The sequence below is a fragment of the Nitrobacter sp. CN101 genome (assembly GCF_055390255.1).
In genome coordinates this window covers 1519540-1538346 of record NZ_AP038833.1, presented here as the reverse complement: position 1 = coordinate 1538346, position 18807 = coordinate 1519540, and the positions used below count along the sequence as shown (strand labels likewise).

Sequence of the window (18807 nt, the reverse complement as noted above, 5' to 3'; positions counted from 1 at the left end):
TTCGATCGCGCAAGGGATCGTCGTGAGATCAACGTTTCGTAGCCTACTCGACAAAGATTGCGAAGTACTGTCAGGCGCGGGATGGCTTCAACACGCAGATCAGGCCACACCACTTCTACGGACTTCGCACGCGTAAAAACCGCAGCAATGGACAAAGGAACGAAAAGAGCGCGCCCAGCATCGCTTTCCAGGGCAACAATCAATTTGTCAGTTTGAATATTTCTGAGACCCCGAATGCTGTCGACCAGAGGCAAATTCCTTAGATCTGCTGCATCGAAATAACTATCGATTGATCCTAATGTATTCTCGATCTTTTGTGAAAAGGCCTTCGTGATGGGATGAAAGCTTATCACGACAAGCTTCTTGGCAGGGTCCGTCGTGAGCATATCAAAAACATTGCCTTCTTGCGAGCACTCATCAAACTTGGAAAACCTACCCCCTGACCAAGCTTATTCTTAAGTCTCAGCGCCGTCATAAGCTAACCATCACGGAAAAAACGAAATTCTCCGACTTGTAAGGAGCGGAGTTTGTGATCAAACTGCTCTACAAATGAAGATGTGATACCATCCTAAAACGCTTCCTAGCGCGTTGAGCATTATACCATCCGGCTCCAGAAGCCTTCCCAAAACTGGAATGTAGTTCCGCACAAAGCCGCGCTTGTAATATCGTTCGACAACAAATCCACTTGATTGAAGAAGGGCCTCAATTTCTCGTCGTGAACGGATTTTGATGACAACAGGCGAGCCCAGGTCGCTTCTCTCTGCTACATGACTTCGCCAATCGTCCAACGAATGTTTACTGCCCCGGAGCCATCGCGTTACGACGAGCCATACGTTGAAAAAGCTATATTTCGAATAGACCGCGATCATCAGCTTGCCGTCACTGGTAAGCAATGTTCGTATCTTTTGAAGATACGCCTTCTCATGAGCGATGTGATGCAACACTCCAAACGAGTAGACAACATCGAAGGGCGAAGGCACATCGGTTTCCAACAAATCTCCCTCGAATATCTCGCAACGCAACTGGTGCAGTTCAAAGTTGCGGCGAGCGAGATCTATGTGATTGCGGGTAATATCAATACCATAATATTTTGCCCCGCATCGCGCCATCTCAACACCGTCGATGCCGTGACCAACGCCTACCTCCAACACCGACTTGCCGGCCAACTGCTTGAACTCAAACAGCCTCGGTATCCAAGGAGTCTCGTATCCGTAACGATAGCTCCGGATTTGTTCGAAATATTCCAGTGTTCCCTTTGGCGCAATTGCACGCTGCTCCCCAACCGCCCTGACCTCCCATGTGCTTCGCGCGGCTTCGTTACTTGCACTGACCTTCGTCACAACAAATCGTCCTGCAAAGCAGATTGGGCTGGTGAAGGGTGAAAGTTCATCACCACAAGCAACGTCTGGGCTGCGGACATCGTTCTCCCAGGAGCGAGGACTGTTCTACGAAATAACCTAAGTTTGGAGCATTGGCATCCAGCTCAAATTTCAATTTCATACCCCACAAACGAATGCCTATCACCATCCCCGAAAATGGCCCAAAACGCAATTTACGACACTTTGAAAGCAGGGTATAGGACCAATCCGTTCCGATCGCACTAGCAGATTTCTTAGATAGGAACTATCGAATACCGGGGGCATCTTGCTCTGCCAAAAGGCGGCGGCTTTAGCGTCAGTCTCTGCCAACCAACCTCCGACAGACTCTGTCATGCAGAGATCTCGCTGAAAAAACCCACATGCTCAAAGAAATGAATGTGGCGATGGCGGTCAATAACATGAGTGAGACTTGAACTGCGCAATAGCTCACTCCGAGCGTCTTTGGCAGGGTGCCTGTCGCTACGACATTGATGCAAAATAAAATGACTATAGAAATTAGGTATCTGAGTCCAGTCGAACGATGATGATGATCGGCTTTATACGTCCACGTGTAGTGTGCGAAATAGTTGAAACCGGTAGCAAGAAGGTAGGCACTTCCGGCGCCGAAAGCCGCAGGAACACCACAAACCTCTACTGCAACAACTAGAACAACCGCATATAGCGCTGCAGTCAAAACCCCTACCAGCACGAAACGCAGCAGTCGTCTGACGCGTCCGTTTCGCTCCAGCCCCTGCATCAAAAACAACCGAATTTACAGTGCGTCTTTAAAGCTCAACGTCTGTCCGGCACCATCGCGCCAGAAATACCGCGAAGGGAGCGCGACCAGGCAACCGGTTGTAAAGGCCTTCGATCGGAAACAGCACTGGAGCCATTACCGGCTTCATGCGTAGCGGAACCCGCGTGATGAGACTGTTGAGGATAAGGTAGAATGCGGGGCCACCGGTGTAGAGCAATATCTCCGGAAGAAAGTATGGAGCGGCCATTGCAACAAGCTCATCGTGCTTAAGGGCACGCTCGGTATCCGATTCAAACCAGCGATCGGCTCTGTACCAAAATCGCCGGACACTACTGAGAAAGAAATGATCGCTCGGCTCCATCATCATGAAATGGCCTCCCGGGCGTACGATGCGAGCGATGTTCTTCAACGTCGTCTTCAGGTCGATGACACAGTGATGTAGGCCGCCAACGATCAAGGCCGCATCATGCTTTAGATCCGCGGAATAGGGCTGCGTCAGATCAATCTGATGCGCAGCGGCACCCGTGTTGACCTGATAATCCCGACAAGCAGCCTCCGAAATGTCGTAGCCGATCGTGTTGACTTCCGGAAAATAACTGCGCAGCGCCAAAGAATTGTGTCCACTGCCACAAGCGAGGTCGGCGACGGACGCTCTTTCAAGCCGAAGTCCTTCGAGCAGGGGTTGATAGAGGAATCGATGCCGGTATGCCATTGAGGCGCTATCATAGTAGTGGGCCTCATAAGCATCATGAATAGCGTCATAATGCGCTGACTGCGCATTTGATTTTCTTGGCTGATTCATGTCCCTACCGTTCCGCTTGTCGGCCGCCGGCCTATAACCGTCCAGCTATAGCCATGTCGATGATAAAGGACGATATCTTCGAAACCAGCACTCTCGAGAAGCTCCCGAGCTTCCGCTTCCCTATAATACTTGGCATAGGCAGGATTAAGCTGATCATAGATAACGAGATAGCGTTTCTCTCGAGAAAAGCGGCCTATAACTTCGGTCATGTAACGCTGTAACGGCACCCGAAAAAGTCGCGCAAGCGCGATGTACACGGTCAGCCCACCGTTGAGACCATGACACAGAGCCGAAAGCAACCAGTGCGGCAGTCTCGTTGAAATCGCTCGAATCGGAAGTACAAGCCAAAGATACGCCTCGTTTCCCTCCCATCCATAGAGCCAAACAAGCAATTGACCTCCAGGCTTGAGGGCTTTGTATGCGGCGGCCACGACTGGAGCTGGATCGGGAATATGATGCAGCACGCCGATCGACACCACAATATCCTGCGCAGGCTCCGCAGGTATTTCCTCACCCCGGCATTGCAGATAGGTGATGCGACCTGCCTCGCGTTGGGTATTATCCCGCAACACGCCCATCGCTCGCGAGGGCTCCAGCGCCGTCACATGCTCTGCACCAGCGGAAAGAAGCATGTGCACAATACGGCCTGTGCCACTTCCGATCTCCGCTACTCGCCTGTCCTTCAATTCGTCCAACGACAATACTGGCCCGAAAATGTCGGCGAGCAATTCCGGGGAACCATAAAAGCCATCATTTGCAGTGTAGCGCGTCCACTGATCGCCAAAATCATCGATTGTGCGGCTGGTCAAACGTGTTGTCATGGGTGACCTTTTGTCGTGCTCCAATCCCTCGGGCGACGGACGAGCGCCAGGATAGATACGCCAATTGGCGGCTTGAGAAACGGCGCCGTCATCACATCTAGCCGGAAGACAAAACTTAGCACGCGATTGAGCACAGGATTGTTGACTTCATTCTCGCTGCTAAGTTCAACTCCCGCCAGCCTAATGATCTGTCGCGCCACATAGATCGGGGCGAACAACAGATAGTTGAAGTAGAAATTGTTCTCGACAACCAGACCAGATTGCTCAAGCAACTTCAGAAACGGCGTCATACGATAGCGCCGATAATGATGCGATTTAATATCCTGCAATCCCCACAGGCTGGGAAACGCCGGTACAGTGATCAGCGCTGTGCCTCCTGGACGCAGCACTCTTCGGATTTCTGCAACTGCCTGGTCATCTTCGTTGACGTGTTCGATGACGTCGGTCGCCAGCAAAAGGTCCACAGATGAATCGGTGAGCGGAAGCGCTCGGATATCGCCAGTGCGCACATTACCTAAATTCTTTTCGGCACACCAATGCGCGGCATGTTCGCTGGGGTCGATACCCGTCACATCGACAAAACCCATCTGCGTGAGTAGCCGCAGATTGGCGCCGGTTCCTGTCCCAATATCCACCACAGTGGCATCGCGGGAAATTCCGGTCTTTTCGATCAATGTGGCAAACAGGTGGCGGCGCACCACAAACCACCAATGTGTTGCTTCGATTTTTGCCTCGGTAACGAAGACTGATCGATCCATGTCAATGCCCGGTTCGCGCTGACGCATGCAACGTGTGTTGTAAACTCAGCCAAGTCCAGAGCGCTAGACGATGATCGGCCCGGCCGCTGCGATGATCGCGCCAGGCCCGCTTAATCCATGCTGGACGGATGCCGGGAATAGGATCGAATGGTGGATTCGCAGGAACCTGATGCATCCAGTCTGCCAGCGGTATGCCAAATCCCTTCTTTTTACGCTCAATGATTGTGCGGGGCAGCAGCGGGGCCAGCGCCTTTTTCAGGAGATATTTTCGCTGTCCATCCCGGTATTTGAAGTTGGACGGCAGCCGTCGTGCAAAATCAACCACATCGTTGTCGAGAAAAACCGAGCGCGTTTCCAGTGAGCACATCATTGAAGCACGATCGACTTTCGCCAATATGTCGTCTTGGAGATAGAACGTCGTGAAGAACTGAAGCAAACGATCGACACGATTTTGAGCTGGCCCCGTTTCCCAGAGTTCCATAGCTTCGCTGAAAAGATCCTCTGGCCTAACCGGCTCCTCGAATAATTCGCTTATCACGTCTGGATCTATGGGGGCCATCCAGGCTGGTGCCCATGCCGATTCCGGTTGCGACAACCCCATTAGGGTCCGGCGAATCTTGAAATCCAGACTCATATTCCGCGACGAGCGCGGCATATGCCCGGCCAGCGCACGCAGCAACGTGTGGACGGGCGCGGGTACCAGCGCTGCATAGAGTGCAGCCGGCTTAAGGGCAACAAACGGATCATAGCCGGCGAATAGTTCGTCGCCACCATCGCCGGTTAACGCCACCGTCACCTGCTCGCGCGCAAAGGCGCTCAGCATGTGGGTCGGCAGAATAGAAGCATCTGAGTGTGGCTCGTCGAGACGAGATAGAACCGGCGGGATCAAGTCGCGCGCCGTATCCAGATCGAGAATACGCTCGTGGTGCCTCGAACCGACGTGATTGGCGACGACGCGGGCAAACTCCGATTCATCATAAGAAGGTTCGGTGAAGCCAATGGTGAAACTTTCTATCTCCCCCGCAGGACGTTTTTGGGCAGCGGCGGCGAGCACCATGCTCGAATCAAGTCCGCCACTGAGGAAGATACCAATCGCAACATCGCTCACGAGACGGCGTTCTGTCGCAGCAATGAGGAGCCCGCGAAGCTGCTCCGCCAACGCCTCTTCGCCATGATAAGCTAATGCTTCGTCAGGCTCCAGCGTGAAGTGCCAATAGGCATCGATCTTCGTTTCTAAAGTCTCGAGATCAACCGTCATGAAATGGCCGCCGGGTAGTTTCGCAGTACCCTCGTAAAGCGCGTGCGGAGCAGGCAGGTAGCCATATGCAAACAGTTTGCGTAGCGCCAACGGCGATGGGGCCGCAGAAATGTCGCGATGCCGGGTAAGCGCTGTCAACTCGCTGGCAAAGCCGAACAGCCTCCGCCGTTTCGAGTAGTAAAGTGGCTTTTCGCCGAAGCGGTCGCGCGCCAGGTAAAACTGCCGTCGCCGCGTGTCGAGGATGGCAAACGCGAACATGCCATTCAGGCGCGCTGCCAGTCCCGTTCCCCATTCAGCATATCCATGGACTAACACCTCGGTATCTGAATGGCTGGTTATGAAGACGTGTCCTTTCGCTTCCAACTCGGCGCGTAGCGCTTCGTGATTGTAGATCTCCCCGTTATAGACCACACAGATCGTGCGCACTGCATTCCACATCGGCTGGCCGCCGCCATTGATATCGCGGATAGCAAGCCTCCGGTGACCCAGAAACACGCCCGAAGTATCATCAATATGGAACCCTTCGGCATCAGGTCCGCGATGCTCAAGCGCGAACGTCATCGCGAACAAATCGGCCCGATCCCCCTGACCGACAAAGCCTGCGATTCCGCACATAACTTCAACTATCCTTGATATTGATCGTCTCCGCGAACGCTGTAGGAGCGCCGCCCGCTAGACTCAAAAAAGTACGTACCATCATCTCGGCGAGCATGCCCATCAGCAGGCTGAGCACTCCAACAAGGAATGTCATCGCGGCAAGGATCGGCAGCGGCGTCTGCCGCGCGAGCGCCCACGGGGGTTACCTTCGCTTTAATTTCCATCGCCGAGATCATTGTGGTTTCTTTCGAAGAAAGGAATAAATACTGCTGCCACGAATAGAAGGCGGTTCAGTGGCGAGGCTGGCCCAGCATTATCAGAGGGTGACCTATCAGTTCAATCGCACTCTAGACTGCAACTGGCGCTGCGCAGACGTCCGAGACGGGACAATCGACCGGCTCGACGGGTTCGCTTCCAAAGAGCGTGCCCAAAAAGCTGAAAGAACCAGTACAAACCACGGCCCACTCGAGCCTGCCGATGGTAGCGCGCAACTCGTCTCCTGTATCTTGAGCGACCACCACGAAGGAACTGCCTGGATTGACAAAGCTAACGAACATTCCATCAAGGTTATTGCCCGGAGCACCAGACAAAGGGCGATACGATAACCAGGTGCCACCGTCTGCGGAGAACACCCCGAACCCTATGGCGCCCCTTTGTAAGGTCACGCGATAGCGTATGGCTATTGTCCCATTAGTTTCAGCTCCTATCGGAGCCGTCAGCAAATAACGACCGTCGGGGGCGCGGGCATTAACCTCTAAACCAGACGAGGTGCGGGACACATCGACCGCCGGAATGGCTAGCGTGAAAGTCATGTCAAGCAATGCACGCCAATGCAATCGATCGGATAAAATTCGCCACCGCAATTCTGCGGTGTTCAAACGATCAGACAACGCCTGGCTCTGCGCAACTGCTTCCATAGACAAGAATTGCACGACAGCGCCGACCACCAAAATGCCCAACCCCACGCTCCCGACAATTCGCCTTAGATAGCGCGGCTCAGGACGTCGCCGCGACGACACTGAGAGTAAGATATCCATGCCCCTAGTCAGAACGATTGGAAGCGCCAGCAGATAGGTCAATCCCGCATATCGAATATATCGCGGCTCTACATAGAGGATGCCCAGGCTTGCGAGCACGTAGAGCATCGGCCACACGATCAGGAACGCTTCTGCCCATCGGCCCACCCAGAGCAGCCAAAGCAGCGCTACCGGTGTGATGAATGCCATTGCCGCATGAGAACCATTTCCGATCGAAAGAATGGCAGGATCGCTGAGGACAGTCCCAGCACGAACCAGCCGGCGGAGCTCGCGGCACGATCCCTGATCGCTACCATGGTCGCCGATTGAAAAATGACCAGCGCTGGCAAGAGCGACTCGGCAAGCAGGTACGTCGAACCTGAACTCCACCAGGGAGCGACCGCATAGATCACGCAGCCGACGAGTGCCGGATATGCCGACCTACTAATGTGAAAGAGCACGAAATAAAGGGGAAAGATTGCAAGTGAATCGATGACGATCTGAGCAAACCTGACGAAAGCTAGATCCTTGACGCCGACCTCATACAGGACTGCGAGGAATGCCGGATATCCGGGAAGGTAGACCCACGGCTCAGCCTCCGACGTCCATGACAGAATAGAGTCTCTCATTTCGAGATACCCTGCCGTTATGCCGCCATAATAAATCTGCTGAGCCCACGCTACCTGATCTGCATTAAGCCCCCCTCTGCCGCGATCGGTGTGTTGGATCAGACCAGGTGACGGTTGTCGCACGGCAATTGCGCGCCGCAGCGCATTCAGGGCCAGGTCCTTCTTCAGCCGATCGCTCGTCGCGCAGCCGATAATGCGCCGGGAGTAAAGGTCGAGCACGATCGCCAGATAGAGCCAGCCCTCGGCAGTCCAGATGTAACTGATGTCGGCGCCCCACTTCTGATCGGGGTCGTCGCAACCGAAGTCCTGGTCGAGGAGATTGACGGCGACCGGACCACCATGATTGCTGTCGGTCGTCTTCTTGTAGCGGCGCTGCAGGGCTTTCAGGCCATTACCGCGCATCAGAGCCACACGATGCCGTCCGACAGCAAGCCCCTCTTCCTTGAGTTCGACATGCATCCGCGGTGCGCCATAGGTCTCATTGGACGTCGAGAACTGGGCACGGATATGCGCCAGCAGGACCATATCCTCATTTTGCCGGCGGCTGGCAGGACGGCCCTTCCAGGCAAAATACCCGCTCTCGCTGACGCCAAGAACATTGCACAGGCGATGCACGGGGAATTCCTTCTTCGCCTGATCGATGAGGCGGAACCTCATCGACTTCCCTCCTTGGCGAAAAAAGTTGCGGCCCGTTTGAGGATCTCACGTTCCTGACGAAGAAGTTCATTCTCCTTGCGAAGGCGCGCCAGCTCCCGGGCCGTATCCTCGTGCGGGCCGGCCAGCAGATCGGCTTCTCGGTATTTCCGCTTCCACCGCGTCAAGCAGGATAATCCGATCCCCAAATCACTTGCTACCTGGCCGATCGTGCGTCCGCTGGTTTCCGTCAGCCGCATTGCTTCCTGCTTGAACTCTTCGGTAAATGTCCAGCGATCGCGTTTTCCCATCGGGGCCTCCTGTCGCGTCCAGCGCTACCAAAAAGTCCCTCCACTTTGTCCCGGGCAAGTCCAGTCCGCGTCGCGCCTGAATTTGTGCATTCCTGGTCATCTGGCCAAAGAGAAAGAACGTTTCGTAAGTCCGTACATTCCTACAAGACCTGCCCTCCTCCGTACCCTCGTCCCGCCGGAGTTTCTGAAGCCCTTCCCGCGTGCCTCGCAGGCACTCTCCCGCTTCACGGTCCTGGACATGACCCGCGTCCGCTCGGGACTGACTGCCGTGCGGCAGTTCGCCACTGGGGACCGATGCAGGCGCCGGCGGCCTCATCTATGGCAGCATCCGCCGCTTCGACTAGGACGACCTTATCACAAAAGCCCCGACCAAATCGCGCAAAGCACGGGCCCGACCCTAGTCGTGAATAACCAACTTGGTGTCCCGGGCCGCGTACAGCTTATTCCGTCGCTTTCATTATGATAAACCTATGATCCAGATCAGCCAGGATGCAGACTAACGATGATAAGGGCGATGCGCATTCAACAAGCGATGGGTGACTGGGTCAGCGCCTCGCACAGATCCCGCATGGCGCATCACCTCGCCATCCTAATGGCTATCTCGCTGCCGTGGTCCACCACGATCTTCGGCGTGTTCACGGTGCTCTGGTTCATCGCCCTCGCGACCGGGATCGCCGTCGAGCATCTCCAGGACCAGCTCCGCCTCCCCGCATGCTGGCTGCCCGTCGCATTGTTTTGCCTCGCGGCCTTCGGGATGCTTTGGGCCGACGCCCCGTGGGGTGCCCGGCTACATACCGTCGGATCGATGGTCAAGCTGCTCGCCATTCCACTCCTGATGCATCAGTTCGAGCGCTCCGGGAAAGGACTCACTGTCTTTCTCGCGTTCCTGGCGTCATGCACCGTTCTGCTTGCCCTGTCGTGGTTTAGCTGGTTCGAACCGCAGATCATTCTGGCTTCGGACAAAATCCCCGGCGTTCCCGTCAAGAACTGGATCACGCAGGGCGTGGAGTTCGTGCTTTGCGTCTTCGGCACGGCTGCGCTCGCGATCGTCATGTGGCAGAAAAAACGACCGTCTGCAGCCGCCGGCTTCATCGCGCTCGCTTTCGCATTCCTGCTCAATATGGCGTTTGTTGCCTCGTCCCGGACCTCCCTTGTCTCGCTTCCGGTTCTGCTGCTGATATCGACGCTGCGGTACATAGGATGGCGCCGCGCGCTCGCTCTGTATCTGGTGATCGCCGTTGTCGCGGTGCTCACCTGGTTCCTTGCGCCCAACCTGCGCACGCGGATCCACAGCATTCACCAGCAATACACGGTGAGCAACAGTCAGACGACATCCGTGGGACTTCGTCTCGAATACTGGTCCAAGGGGCTCGAATTCATCCAGAGTGCCCCGCTGGCCGGCCATGGCACTGGATCCATACGTGGCTTGTTCGAGCGTGACGCCATAGGCAAAACAGTGACCGACGAACAGATCGTCGCCAATCCGCACAACCAGACGCTCTATTTCGCGATGGAGTGGGGTGTGGTCGGGGTCATCCTGTTGTGGGCGATGTGGATCGTGCATTTTATGATGTTTACAGAAATGCATTGGATTTCCTGGCTCGGGATGATCGTGGTGAGTCAGAACGTCTTTGATTCGCTCTTCAACTCGCACATTTCCGATTATGTCGAAGGCTGGATTTATGTGATGGGCGTCGGTGTTGCCGCCGGCATAATTTCGAAGTTTCGCAAGCCTTCGCCAAATGCCGCCTCGATCACGTGATGTGGCGTCACGAGCCGGTCCGAGATCCCGACCGGCTTATGGTCACGTGGGAATGAAGCGGGAACGCACCCGGACCGTCGCGAAACCGGCGGCGCACGCGCCGGAATAATTGCCAAACATCATCGCAGGGCCCTTTTCTCCTCTACCGACCCCAATTTGATGCACGTCCGGGCTGGCCCAAGGGCGCTGCGACAAATTTGGCGGGCCGAAGCGCCACGGCATCATCAAAATCGAAGCCATCCCCCACCAGGTGCGCGGCGACGCTTAGCGGCCCTTTTTTTAATGCTCCTATTTCCAGAACCTACATATCGCCTTCCCGACCACAAATGACCGGTTTGGGCCCTGTGATTGATTGAGGGCGTGGACCCAGCGGACGGCGGATCCGCTTTGGTCTGCACAGCAGACTGAAATCGGATTAGGCTCCACCTCACCGACGAGACTCGCCGACTGTGCGGAAACGTTGGTGTGATGGACTAGGCGTGAAGGTTGATCGTTGCCCTTCGGAAATAAATAGACGCGAAGGTCGCTAAGAGATACTCTGTAAACTAGTTTACTTAGAAAGACTAAAAGCCGTCTGTGACTCGTCGGGAAGCGTTGCTTGACCGTCACAATGCGTGGCCGGAACCGGAACTTGATGCTCGCGCAAGCGCGTTCTCTTTGTTGGGAGATGTCGTGAAAAATCCGGTTATCGCGGCTGATGTGACGCTCCAGCCCTCAGGCAACTCCAGGGTTTTGTGGATTTCGTCCCTGGCATTTGCGCTGGGTTTCGCGGTTTGGGGAATGTTTGCCGCGCTCGCCCCTTTTTTAATCAAGTGGTACGATTTCAGCGCAACCCAGGTGCTTGTCCTGACAGCGATGGAGCCTTTTTTCGCGGCGGCGGTCAGCATTCCGCTCGGGATCTTGAGTGACAAGTTCGGCGGTCGGAGCGTTTTCACGCTTCTGCTTCTGACTCTCACCCTTCCTCTTCTTTTCGGGTACTTTGCCCAGGGCTATTACACCTTTCTGATTGTGGGCACGCTGCTCGGACTGGGAGGCGCGAGCTTCGTCGTCGGCAACGCTCATGTTTCATCTTGGTACCCAAAATCGAAGCAGGGGACAGCCCTTGGTCTCTTTGGTATGGGCAATGTCGGCATTACCGTCGGCATGGTGACCGTTACTTTTCTGATTACCCGTGTTCTGACCGGCCCCGATGGCTGGCGCCTGATATTCCCAATCTTCGCTAGTGCTACATTCTTGATGGCCTTGGTCTATTGGTTCTTTACGTCCGATCCGCCGAACAGGAAGCTCAAGAAAACGTCGCTGCGTGAAATCTTCGCCGTGTACCGTTCAGGCGCGGTGGTGTGGCTGGTGACGTACCTTTACTGGGTCTCGTTTGGCACCCTTACCTTCTTCGCGTCGGCCATGTCGGTCTATTTGCTTGACCAATGGCATGTGGATGCCATCCGGGCGTCCATGGTTTATACTCCGCCATTGGTGGTCTGTGTCGCGGCTACCCGGCCTCTGGGTGGTTGGCTGGCCGACCGGTCGGATCCGTTTCGAATCTTGAGCTGGTTGTTCGGTATTATGGTCGTTCTGGCCGTGCTCATGGCCTTACAGATCTCGCTGCCGATCCAGCTGTTTGCCATGTATGGGCTTGCGCTGCTGTCCGGTGCCGCCGCCGCGGCCGTCATCAAGCTGATCCCAATGTACTTTGTGCATGTCGGTGCGGTCAGCGGGCTCGCCAAGGCCGCCGGCGCCGCCTGTGGCTTCGCCATGACGATGATCCTGGCCACTAGCAAGCAACTTTTGGGCGAATACACCCTGGGCTTTGCGATCTGGGCATTAATGAACGTCGCCGCATTCTACATCGTGTTTTCGAGGGTTGGCTTCAGGGACACAAAACCGTCCTTGAAACAACCGAGTGCGGCTCAGAAGATTCAAACAGTAAGCGGCGCGTGAACGACCGAAGCTCGCCGGGAATGACGCTTAATGAGGACATTCCGGAGCTCATGACCTTTTCTCTGTCTTCACTCCGCCTCCTGCCATCGCTGACGGATGTATGTCATGTTTTTCATCGCTGAGCGCCAGGAACTCATCGGCTCTTGGTGGCGCGCTGCGCCAGGTCTGACATCGTTGGTGAGGCTATGCGCGCTTAGCGCCGCAATCATCGTCCAGATGACGCCGGCGTCCGCTCAGGAGGTAGCGCAACCGTCGACGCAGGAGCAGCCGTTGAAGGCGAAGGACGTGTTTAAGGATTGTGCGAATTGCCCGGAGATGGTGGTGGTGCCGGCCGGAAGCTTCGAGATGGGGTCGCCGACAAGCGAGCCGGGGCATTCCGCCGAGGAAGGCCCTCAACATCTGGTCACGATTGCTCGACCGTTTGCGGTTGGCCAATTTGAGGTGACCTTCGGCGAATGGGATGCCTGCGTCGCCGAGGGCGGCTGCAGCGGCTACAAGCCCTCCGATGAAGGCTGGGGCCGTGGCCGCCGCCCGGTGATCAACGTTTCCTGGGACGATGCCCAAGCTTACATCACGTGGTTATCGAAGAAGACCCGCAACTCGTATCGGCTGCTCTCTGGGTCCGAATACGAGTATGCGATGCGCGCTGGGACACAGACGGTCTATCCTTGGGGCGACACCGTGGGCACGAACAACGCCAACTGTCACTCCTGTGGCAGTCAATGGGATGCCAAGCAAACCGCGCCGGTAGGATCGTTTGCGCCTAACGGGTTCGGTCTCTACGACATGGTAGGCAATGTCCGGGAGTGGACGGAGGATTGCTACCACGACACATACAACGGTTCGCCGACGGATGGCTCGGCTTGGCTTGGGGGCGGCGATTGTTATCATCGTGTCGTGCGCGGCGGATCCTTTCTCCTCGCTCCTGCCTTCCTCCGCTCGGCGAGCCGTTATTGGTTCACCTCCGACTATCGGCTCAGGTATCTTGGTTTTCGGGTCGCTCGGACGCTTGCACCTTAAATTTCTTTCTCGCTGCGGCTGTCAGTTTCTGGTTACGAGACCGAACTGTAACTTTGCCGTAGCCAACGCTCTTGGCGGCCTCGCCCAGCCATTTCCTTGACCTTGTCTACTGCAGAAGCGGCCGCACCTGTGAGCGCACCATGGACTTCGAAGTCGCGGTAGGTCCTGCGCAACGGAATCCCCGTTCCAGCGCATCAAGCAAAAATGTTTTGGCCCCAATACGAGTTCCTTAACATTGTGCCACCAAAACAGGGCTCGTTAACTGGTCATTAACCAACGGTGCTCAATCTAAAAATTAAACAATGGTAAACCATTCACGCACGGAAAGCCGTCATTCATGGACTCAAAAGTCGAGCCACAACGCCAGGTGATGCGGTTCCGTGGCCGGTCTTACATCGCGTTTGTCTTCTCGCCGTTCATGCCGATCGTGGACTGGCTTGGGGAGATCGACGCGACCCTAACCCGTTCATCCGGCTTCTTCGCCGGACGTCCGATAGTACTCGATCTTTCCGCAGTCGATCTGAGCTCGCACGGTATCGCGCACTTGGTTTCAAACCTTGAAAGCCGCGGCATCCGCGTTCTTGGTCTCGAAGGCGTGGAGCCCACAGGGTTGGATGCAGGCTTGCCGCCCGTATTGAGCGGCGGACGTGGTTGTGTGGTCGAGCAGCAGGTCGAGCCCAAGAAAGTGGATGACCAGCCGCCACCGCCGCCGACCCCGTCGCTGCTGCTCCAGTGTCCTGTTCGATCAGGGCAGCGCATCGTGTTTACCGAAGGCGACATCACTGTGCTGGGCTCTGTTGGCTCCGGCGCGGAGATCGTCGCCGGAGGCTCCATCCACATTTACGGGACGCTCCGAGGACGGGCGATGGCCGGCATTAACGGAAATTCGGCCGCGCGAATCTATTGCCAGAAGATCGAGGCAGAACTTGTTGCCATCGACGGCTACTACCAGACAGCAGAAGATATCGGTGAAACGATGCGTCGTCGGCCCGCGCAGGCGTGGCTGGACGGCGACATCATAAGAATAACGCCGCTCAATTAACATACAAAGGAGGCCATGATGGCCAAAGTCTTGGTCGTGACATCAGGCAAGGGGGGCGTTGGCAAAACAACGTCCACGGCCGCGCTTGGTGCAGCGCTTGCGCGAGAGGGAGAGAAAGTCGTCGTCGTCGATTTCGACGTCGGTCTCCGTAACCTGGATCTTATCATGGGAGCGGAGCGCCGTGTTGTCTTCGACCTCGTCAATGTGGCGCAGGGTGTTGCAAAGCTCTCGCAAGCCCTCATCCGCGACAAGCGACTCGAAAGCCTCTGGTTGCTTCCTGCGTCGCAGACAAGGGATAAGGATGCCCTGACGGACGACGGCGTTCGCAACATTATCGCCGATTTGCGAACGAAGTTCGATTGGGTGATTTGCGACAGTCCCGCCGGCATCGAACGTGGTGCAACGCTGGCGATGCGCTACGCAGATGAAGCCATTGTCGTTACCAACCCTGAAGTCTCGTCTGTTCGCGATGCCGACCGCATCATCGGCATGCTTGATTCCAAGACGGTCAAAGCGGAGGCGGGCGAACAGATGAAGAAGCACGTCTTGATCACCCGCTATGACATGGGGCGAGCGGCACGCGGCGAAATGCTCAGCATCGACGACATTCTTGAGATCCTCGCGATTCCGCTTCTTGGGATTATTCCTGAAAGCCAAGATGTCCTGCGAGCGTCGAACGTCGGCTCTCCGGTCACGTTGAATGACGCTGCGAGTATGCCCGCGCGGGCCTACACAGATGCAGCGCGGCGCCTCAACGGCGAGACGATCGCTATGATGGTACCGACTGAGCAACGCAGACGCTTTATGGACCGGCTACTTGGACGGAGGGCAGCATGAGCCTAAACCTTCTGCAGTTCATTCGCCGCCGCACCGGTTCGGCGCCGGTTGCTCGGGAAAGGTTACAAATTCTCTTGGCGCACGAGCGTGGGTTACGCAGGCAGCCCGATTTACTTGGGGTTTTGCGAGATGAGATTCTCGCCGTAGTCTCGCGACACGTCGCGCTGAACCCCGAAAAGGTGGTTGTCCGAATGGACAGAGGGGAAACCGTGTCTACCCTCGAGGTTGACATTGAACTTCCGAATGGCTTCGACAAGCGGATCGCGGTCGCCAGCTGACCAGGTTCAGTCCTCGAAGGAATCCCTTGGAGGCGTCCGTTTGCGCAGCCCCGTGAAGTGGGCAGAACAATCTCAGCAGTCTACATCAGGAACCATTCTCATACGTGGAGATACGACATGAACCTTCTCATTCCGCCTCGCCATAGGGAGTTATTCCCGTCGTTGAAAAAACAGATCGCGAGCGAACACACTAAATACGGTCCAATAACTTGGAACGGATATCTTCGCGTCCAGACCGATGATCAAGAATTGATCGATGAACTCAGACAGAAGCTGGACGCTCAACCAACGTAAACTTAACCCGACTCAGCCTGGCTTTCTCTTCGGGCGCGAGCGAGCATACCGCCCAAGCGATTTCACCATCACGAAACCCGGGCACGCGTATGAGACGATGCCCGAGCCGTCAACGCGAGATGCTGTAGGCATCACGGAGGACATTCCTCTCAAGCTCCAGTTCCTTCAGTCGATACTTGACCACATCGCCGATGCTGACGATACTGGCTAGCTGCCAAATAGCACCGGCAATTGGCACACGCGATGGTGCTTCATCACACGAGTGACGCTTTCATCCTTAGCCGCCTACACCTTGATTTGGGTGGCAGCGCCAGTCTCGCCCGGCCGCATTTGGGCGCGGTTCTCCTTTAATTTAGGCCGCCTAACGACGGAACCACCAGCAAGCAAACAGGCGCATGCTTTCGCTAAACTCCCAGCTCTCCGTTTTCGCGGTCCAAATTTTTTAGATCCTCAAGTTCCGAGCGCGTGGGATAACCGCTCCATAACGTAATCTTGCTGTTCAGCGCTCAAGTTTGGATGAATAGGCAACGTTAGTGCGAAATCGTAGTATTTTTCGGCAGTCGGAAAATCGCCACGGGAGAATCCCAAGGCCCGGTACCATGGTTGTAGATGGACCGGGATGTAATGGACGTTGACGCCGATACCTGAAGAGCGCATCGCTGCAAAAACTTCGGCGCGAGTACGCCTTACGGTTTCATCCAGTTCAATGACATATAGATGCAACGCCGAGAGAGTGCCCTCCGGCACGAACTGGCGAATCACGGGAAGACCGGCAAGCCCTTCGTGATAACGCGCCGCGATCGTGTGCCGCCGAGCAACGAATTCGGCGAGACGATCAAATTGCCTCACGCCGAGCGCCGCCTGAATGTCGCTCATACGGTAGTTGAAGCCGAGCATCACCTGCTCGTAGTACCAAGGGCCTTCGGGAACGGCGGTCATATCAGCGGGATCGCGCGAAATGCCATGGTTGCGCAGCAGGCGCATGCGATGGGCGATCTCGGCAGAACGCGTGGTCGCCGCACCGCCTTCTCCTGTTGTCACAATCTTGACGGGATGGAAGGAAAAAACGGTAACGTCAGCGAGTTCGCTCGAACCGACGGGCCTATTCTGGTAGTATCCGCCAACAGCATGGCTCGCATCTTCAAGGATACGGAAGCCGTATCGGTCCGCCAACCGGCGGATGGAGGCAAGATCTGCGGACGTACCGGCGAAGTCCACTGGAACGACAACCTTCGGCAAGGTGCCGTTGCGTTCGGCCGCTTCGAGCTTGGCGGCCAGTGCCTCGACGTCCATGTTTCGGGTCCTAGCATTGATATCGACGAAATCGACGATCGCTCCGCAGTAGAGACCGCAGTTGGCGGAGGCCACAAAGGTGTTCGGCACCGTCCAGAGTCGATCCGATGGCCCGAGCCCGAGCGCAAGACAAGCGACGTGCAGCGCCGCAGTTGCTGATGAAAAGGCTACCGCTTCGGGCGCGTCGACTGCCCGCGCCAACGTCTCCTCGAACCTAGGGACCATCGGCCCTTGGGTTAGGAAGTCTGACCGAAGGACTTCGACGACCGCCTCGACATCGACGCTAGAGATGTCCTGACGACCATAGGGAATCATGTCTTGGTCCGTTCATAGAATTCCCGGATTTGTTCCACAGAGTAACGGACGGGGTTTGTACCGGAGTTGTACTCGAAACCCCGCGCTACAAAAGCACCAGTCTCACCGAGACGGTTCTCCAAATAATCATAGCCGCGATCGTGGAACTTGATCGACGGCCGCATGACATAATGATCCCTGAACTCAAGCGTCAAATGGCTATTATCCGCGGGGCACAATATCTCGTGCAGCTTTTCGCCCGGCCGGATACCAATCAGGTTCTGTGGCAGGTGCGGCGCCATTGCCGTTGCAAGGTCGACGATCCGGATCGACGGCAACTTCGGTACAAAGATCTCGCCGCCATGCATACGTTGGAAGCACTTCAGAACGAAGTCGACGCTTTCCCGCAACGAGATCCAGAAACGAGTCATGGCGGCGTCGGTAATCGGCAATGACGTCGCGCCTTGCGCTATCAGTTTTTCGAAAAATGGGACGACCGATCCGCGCGAGCCGGCAACGTTACCGTAGCGCACGACCGAAAAGGCGGTACGTCGTTTGCCTGCCATATTGTTGGCAGCAATGAACAGTTTATCCGATGCAAGCTTGGTAGCGCCATACAGGTTGATCGGATTAGCCGCTTTGTCGCTTGAAAGCGCGACCACCTGCTCAACGTCGTTGGCAAGCGCGGCTGCCACAATGTTCTCCGCGCCATGAATGTTGGTGCGGATACACTCCATTGGATTATATTCAGATGCTGTCACCTGCTTCATAGCGGCAGCATGAACGAGATAGTCAATACCACGCGTCGCTTCGATCAAACGCGCGCCATCACGTACATCGCCGATCAGCCAGCGAATGCAGGGCGCGTTTATTTCCTGCTGCATCTCGAATTGCTTGAGCTCATCGCGTGAATAGAAAACGAGGCGCGCCAAGTCGTAGCGCTCGAGTAATATGTTCGCGAATTTGCGTCCGAAAGAGCCCGTGCCGCCGGAAACAAATACGGATTTGCCGTTGAACACTGGCCCCTCACTTTACCTGGAAATCGCGCAACCGAAGCCCGCGCAATGTTAATGACAGGACCGTCAGACAAAATCAACGAAGTGGCGAGT

At 55.9% G+C, this 18807-nt stretch carries 15 protein-coding genes and 1 pseudogene; 6 read left to right on the top strand and 10 right to left on the bottom strand.

Annotated features, from left to right (window positions below; translation table 11 throughout):
* Positions 1–533: 533 nt before the first annotated feature.
* The 8 genes and pseudogenes from ACZ5IL_RS07565 to ACZ5IL_RS07530 form a co-directional block, all read right to left on the bottom strand.
* Entirely contained in the window at positions 534–1340 is an 807-nt protein-coding gene (locus ACZ5IL_RS07565; RefSeq protein WP_464596104.1) for a class I SAM-dependent methyltransferase, read from the bottom strand.
* 334 nt (positions 1341–1674) lie between these two features.
* Entirely contained in the window at positions 1675–2115 is a 441-nt protein-coding gene (locus ACZ5IL_RS07560; RefSeq protein ID WP_464596103.1) for a GtrA family protein, read from the bottom strand.
* 28 nt (positions 2116–2143) lie between these two features.
* On the bottom strand, positions 2144–2917 hold the full coding sequence (locus ACZ5IL_RS07555; RefSeq protein ID WP_464596102.1) for a class I SAM-dependent methyltransferase: 774 nt from the start codon (positions 2915–2917) through the stop codon (positions 2144–2146).
* A complete protein-coding gene (locus ACZ5IL_RS07550; protein ID WP_464596100.1) occupies positions 2914–3738 on the bottom strand; it encodes a class I SAM-dependent methyltransferase in 825 nt (274 codons plus the stop codon). Before ACZ5IL_RS07550 ends, ACZ5IL_RS07555 begins: the two co-directional genes overlap by 4 nt.
* Positions 3735–4496 (bottom strand): class I SAM-dependent methyltransferase, encoded by a 762-nt coding sequence (locus ACZ5IL_RS07545; protein WP_464596098.1) that lies wholly within the window; start codon positions 4494–4496, stop codon positions 3735–3737. Before ACZ5IL_RS07545 ends, ACZ5IL_RS07550 begins: the two co-directional genes overlap by 4 nt.
* Before the next feature lies 1 nt (position 4497).
* Complete coding sequence (asnB, locus tag ACZ5IL_RS07540; RefSeq protein WP_464596862.1) at positions 4498–6315, bottom strand: asparagine synthase (glutamine-hydrolyzing); 1818 nt, start codon at positions 6313–6315, stop codon at positions 4498–4500.
* 383 nt (positions 6316–6698) lie between these two features.
* On the bottom strand, positions 6699–7577 hold the full coding sequence (locus ACZ5IL_RS07535) for a hypothetical protein (RefSeq protein ID WP_464596097.1): 879 nt from the start codon (positions 7575–7577) through the stop codon (positions 6699–6701).
* 497 nt (positions 7578–8074) lie between these two features.
* A pseudogene (locus ACZ5IL_RS07530) lies at positions 8075–8940 on the bottom strand (IS3 family transposase); the annotation flags it as partial.
* A gap of 514 nt (positions 8941–9454) precedes the next feature.
* Here ACZ5IL_RS07530 and ACZ5IL_RS07525 point away from each other — a divergent pair.
* The 6 genes from ACZ5IL_RS07525 (at position 9455) to minE (ending at position 15817) form a co-directional block, all read left to right on the top strand.
* Entirely contained in the window at positions 9455–10702 is a 1248-nt protein-coding gene (locus ACZ5IL_RS07525) for an O-antigen ligase family protein (protein ID WP_464596096.1), read from the top strand.
* Between the two features lie 780 nt (positions 10703–11482).
* A complete protein-coding gene (locus ACZ5IL_RS07520; RefSeq protein WP_464596861.1) occupies positions 11483–12640 on the top strand; it encodes an MFS transporter in 1158 nt (385 codons plus the stop codon).
* A 105-nt stretch (positions 12641–12745) separates the two neighbouring features.
* Entirely contained in the window at positions 12746–13660 is a 915-nt protein-coding gene (locus ACZ5IL_RS07515) for a formylglycine-generating enzyme family protein (RefSeq protein ID WP_464596094.1), read from the top strand.
* A 337-nt stretch (positions 13661–13997) separates the two neighbouring features.
* A complete protein-coding gene (minC, locus tag ACZ5IL_RS07510) occupies positions 13998–14702 on the top strand; it encodes a septum site-determining protein MinC (protein WP_464596093.1) in 705 nt (234 codons plus the stop codon).
* A gap of 18 nt (positions 14703–14720) precedes the next feature.
* Positions 14721–15539, top strand: coding sequence for a septum site-determining protein MinD (gene minD / locus ACZ5IL_RS07505; protein WP_464596092.1), 819 nt, complete (start codon positions 14721–14723; stop codon positions 15537–15539).
* Positions 15536–15817, top strand: coding sequence for a cell division topological specificity factor MinE (gene minE, locus ACZ5IL_RS07500; RefSeq protein WP_464596091.1), 282 nt, complete (start codon positions 15536–15538; stop codon positions 15815–15817). Before minD ends, minE begins: the two co-directional genes overlap by 4 nt.
* 744 nt (positions 15818–16561) lie before the next feature.
* On the opposite strand, the gene pseC is transcribed toward minE, so the two are convergent.
* Together pseC and pseB are read right to left on the bottom strand one after the other, a co-directional pair.
* Positions 16562–17719 (bottom strand): UDP-4-amino-4,6-dideoxy-N-acetyl-beta-L-altrosamine transaminase, encoded by a 1158-nt coding sequence (gene pseC / locus ACZ5IL_RS07495; RefSeq protein ID WP_464596090.1) that lies wholly within the window; start codon positions 17717–17719, stop codon positions 16562–16564.
* Positions 17716–18717 (bottom strand): UDP-N-acetylglucosamine 4,6-dehydratase (inverting), encoded by a 1002-nt coding sequence (gene pseB, locus ACZ5IL_RS07490; RefSeq protein WP_464596089.1) that lies wholly within the window; start codon positions 18715–18717, stop codon positions 17716–17718. The genes pseC and pseB overlap by 4 nt, the downstream gene beginning before the upstream one ends.
* Positions 18718–18807 lie beyond the last annotated feature (90 nt).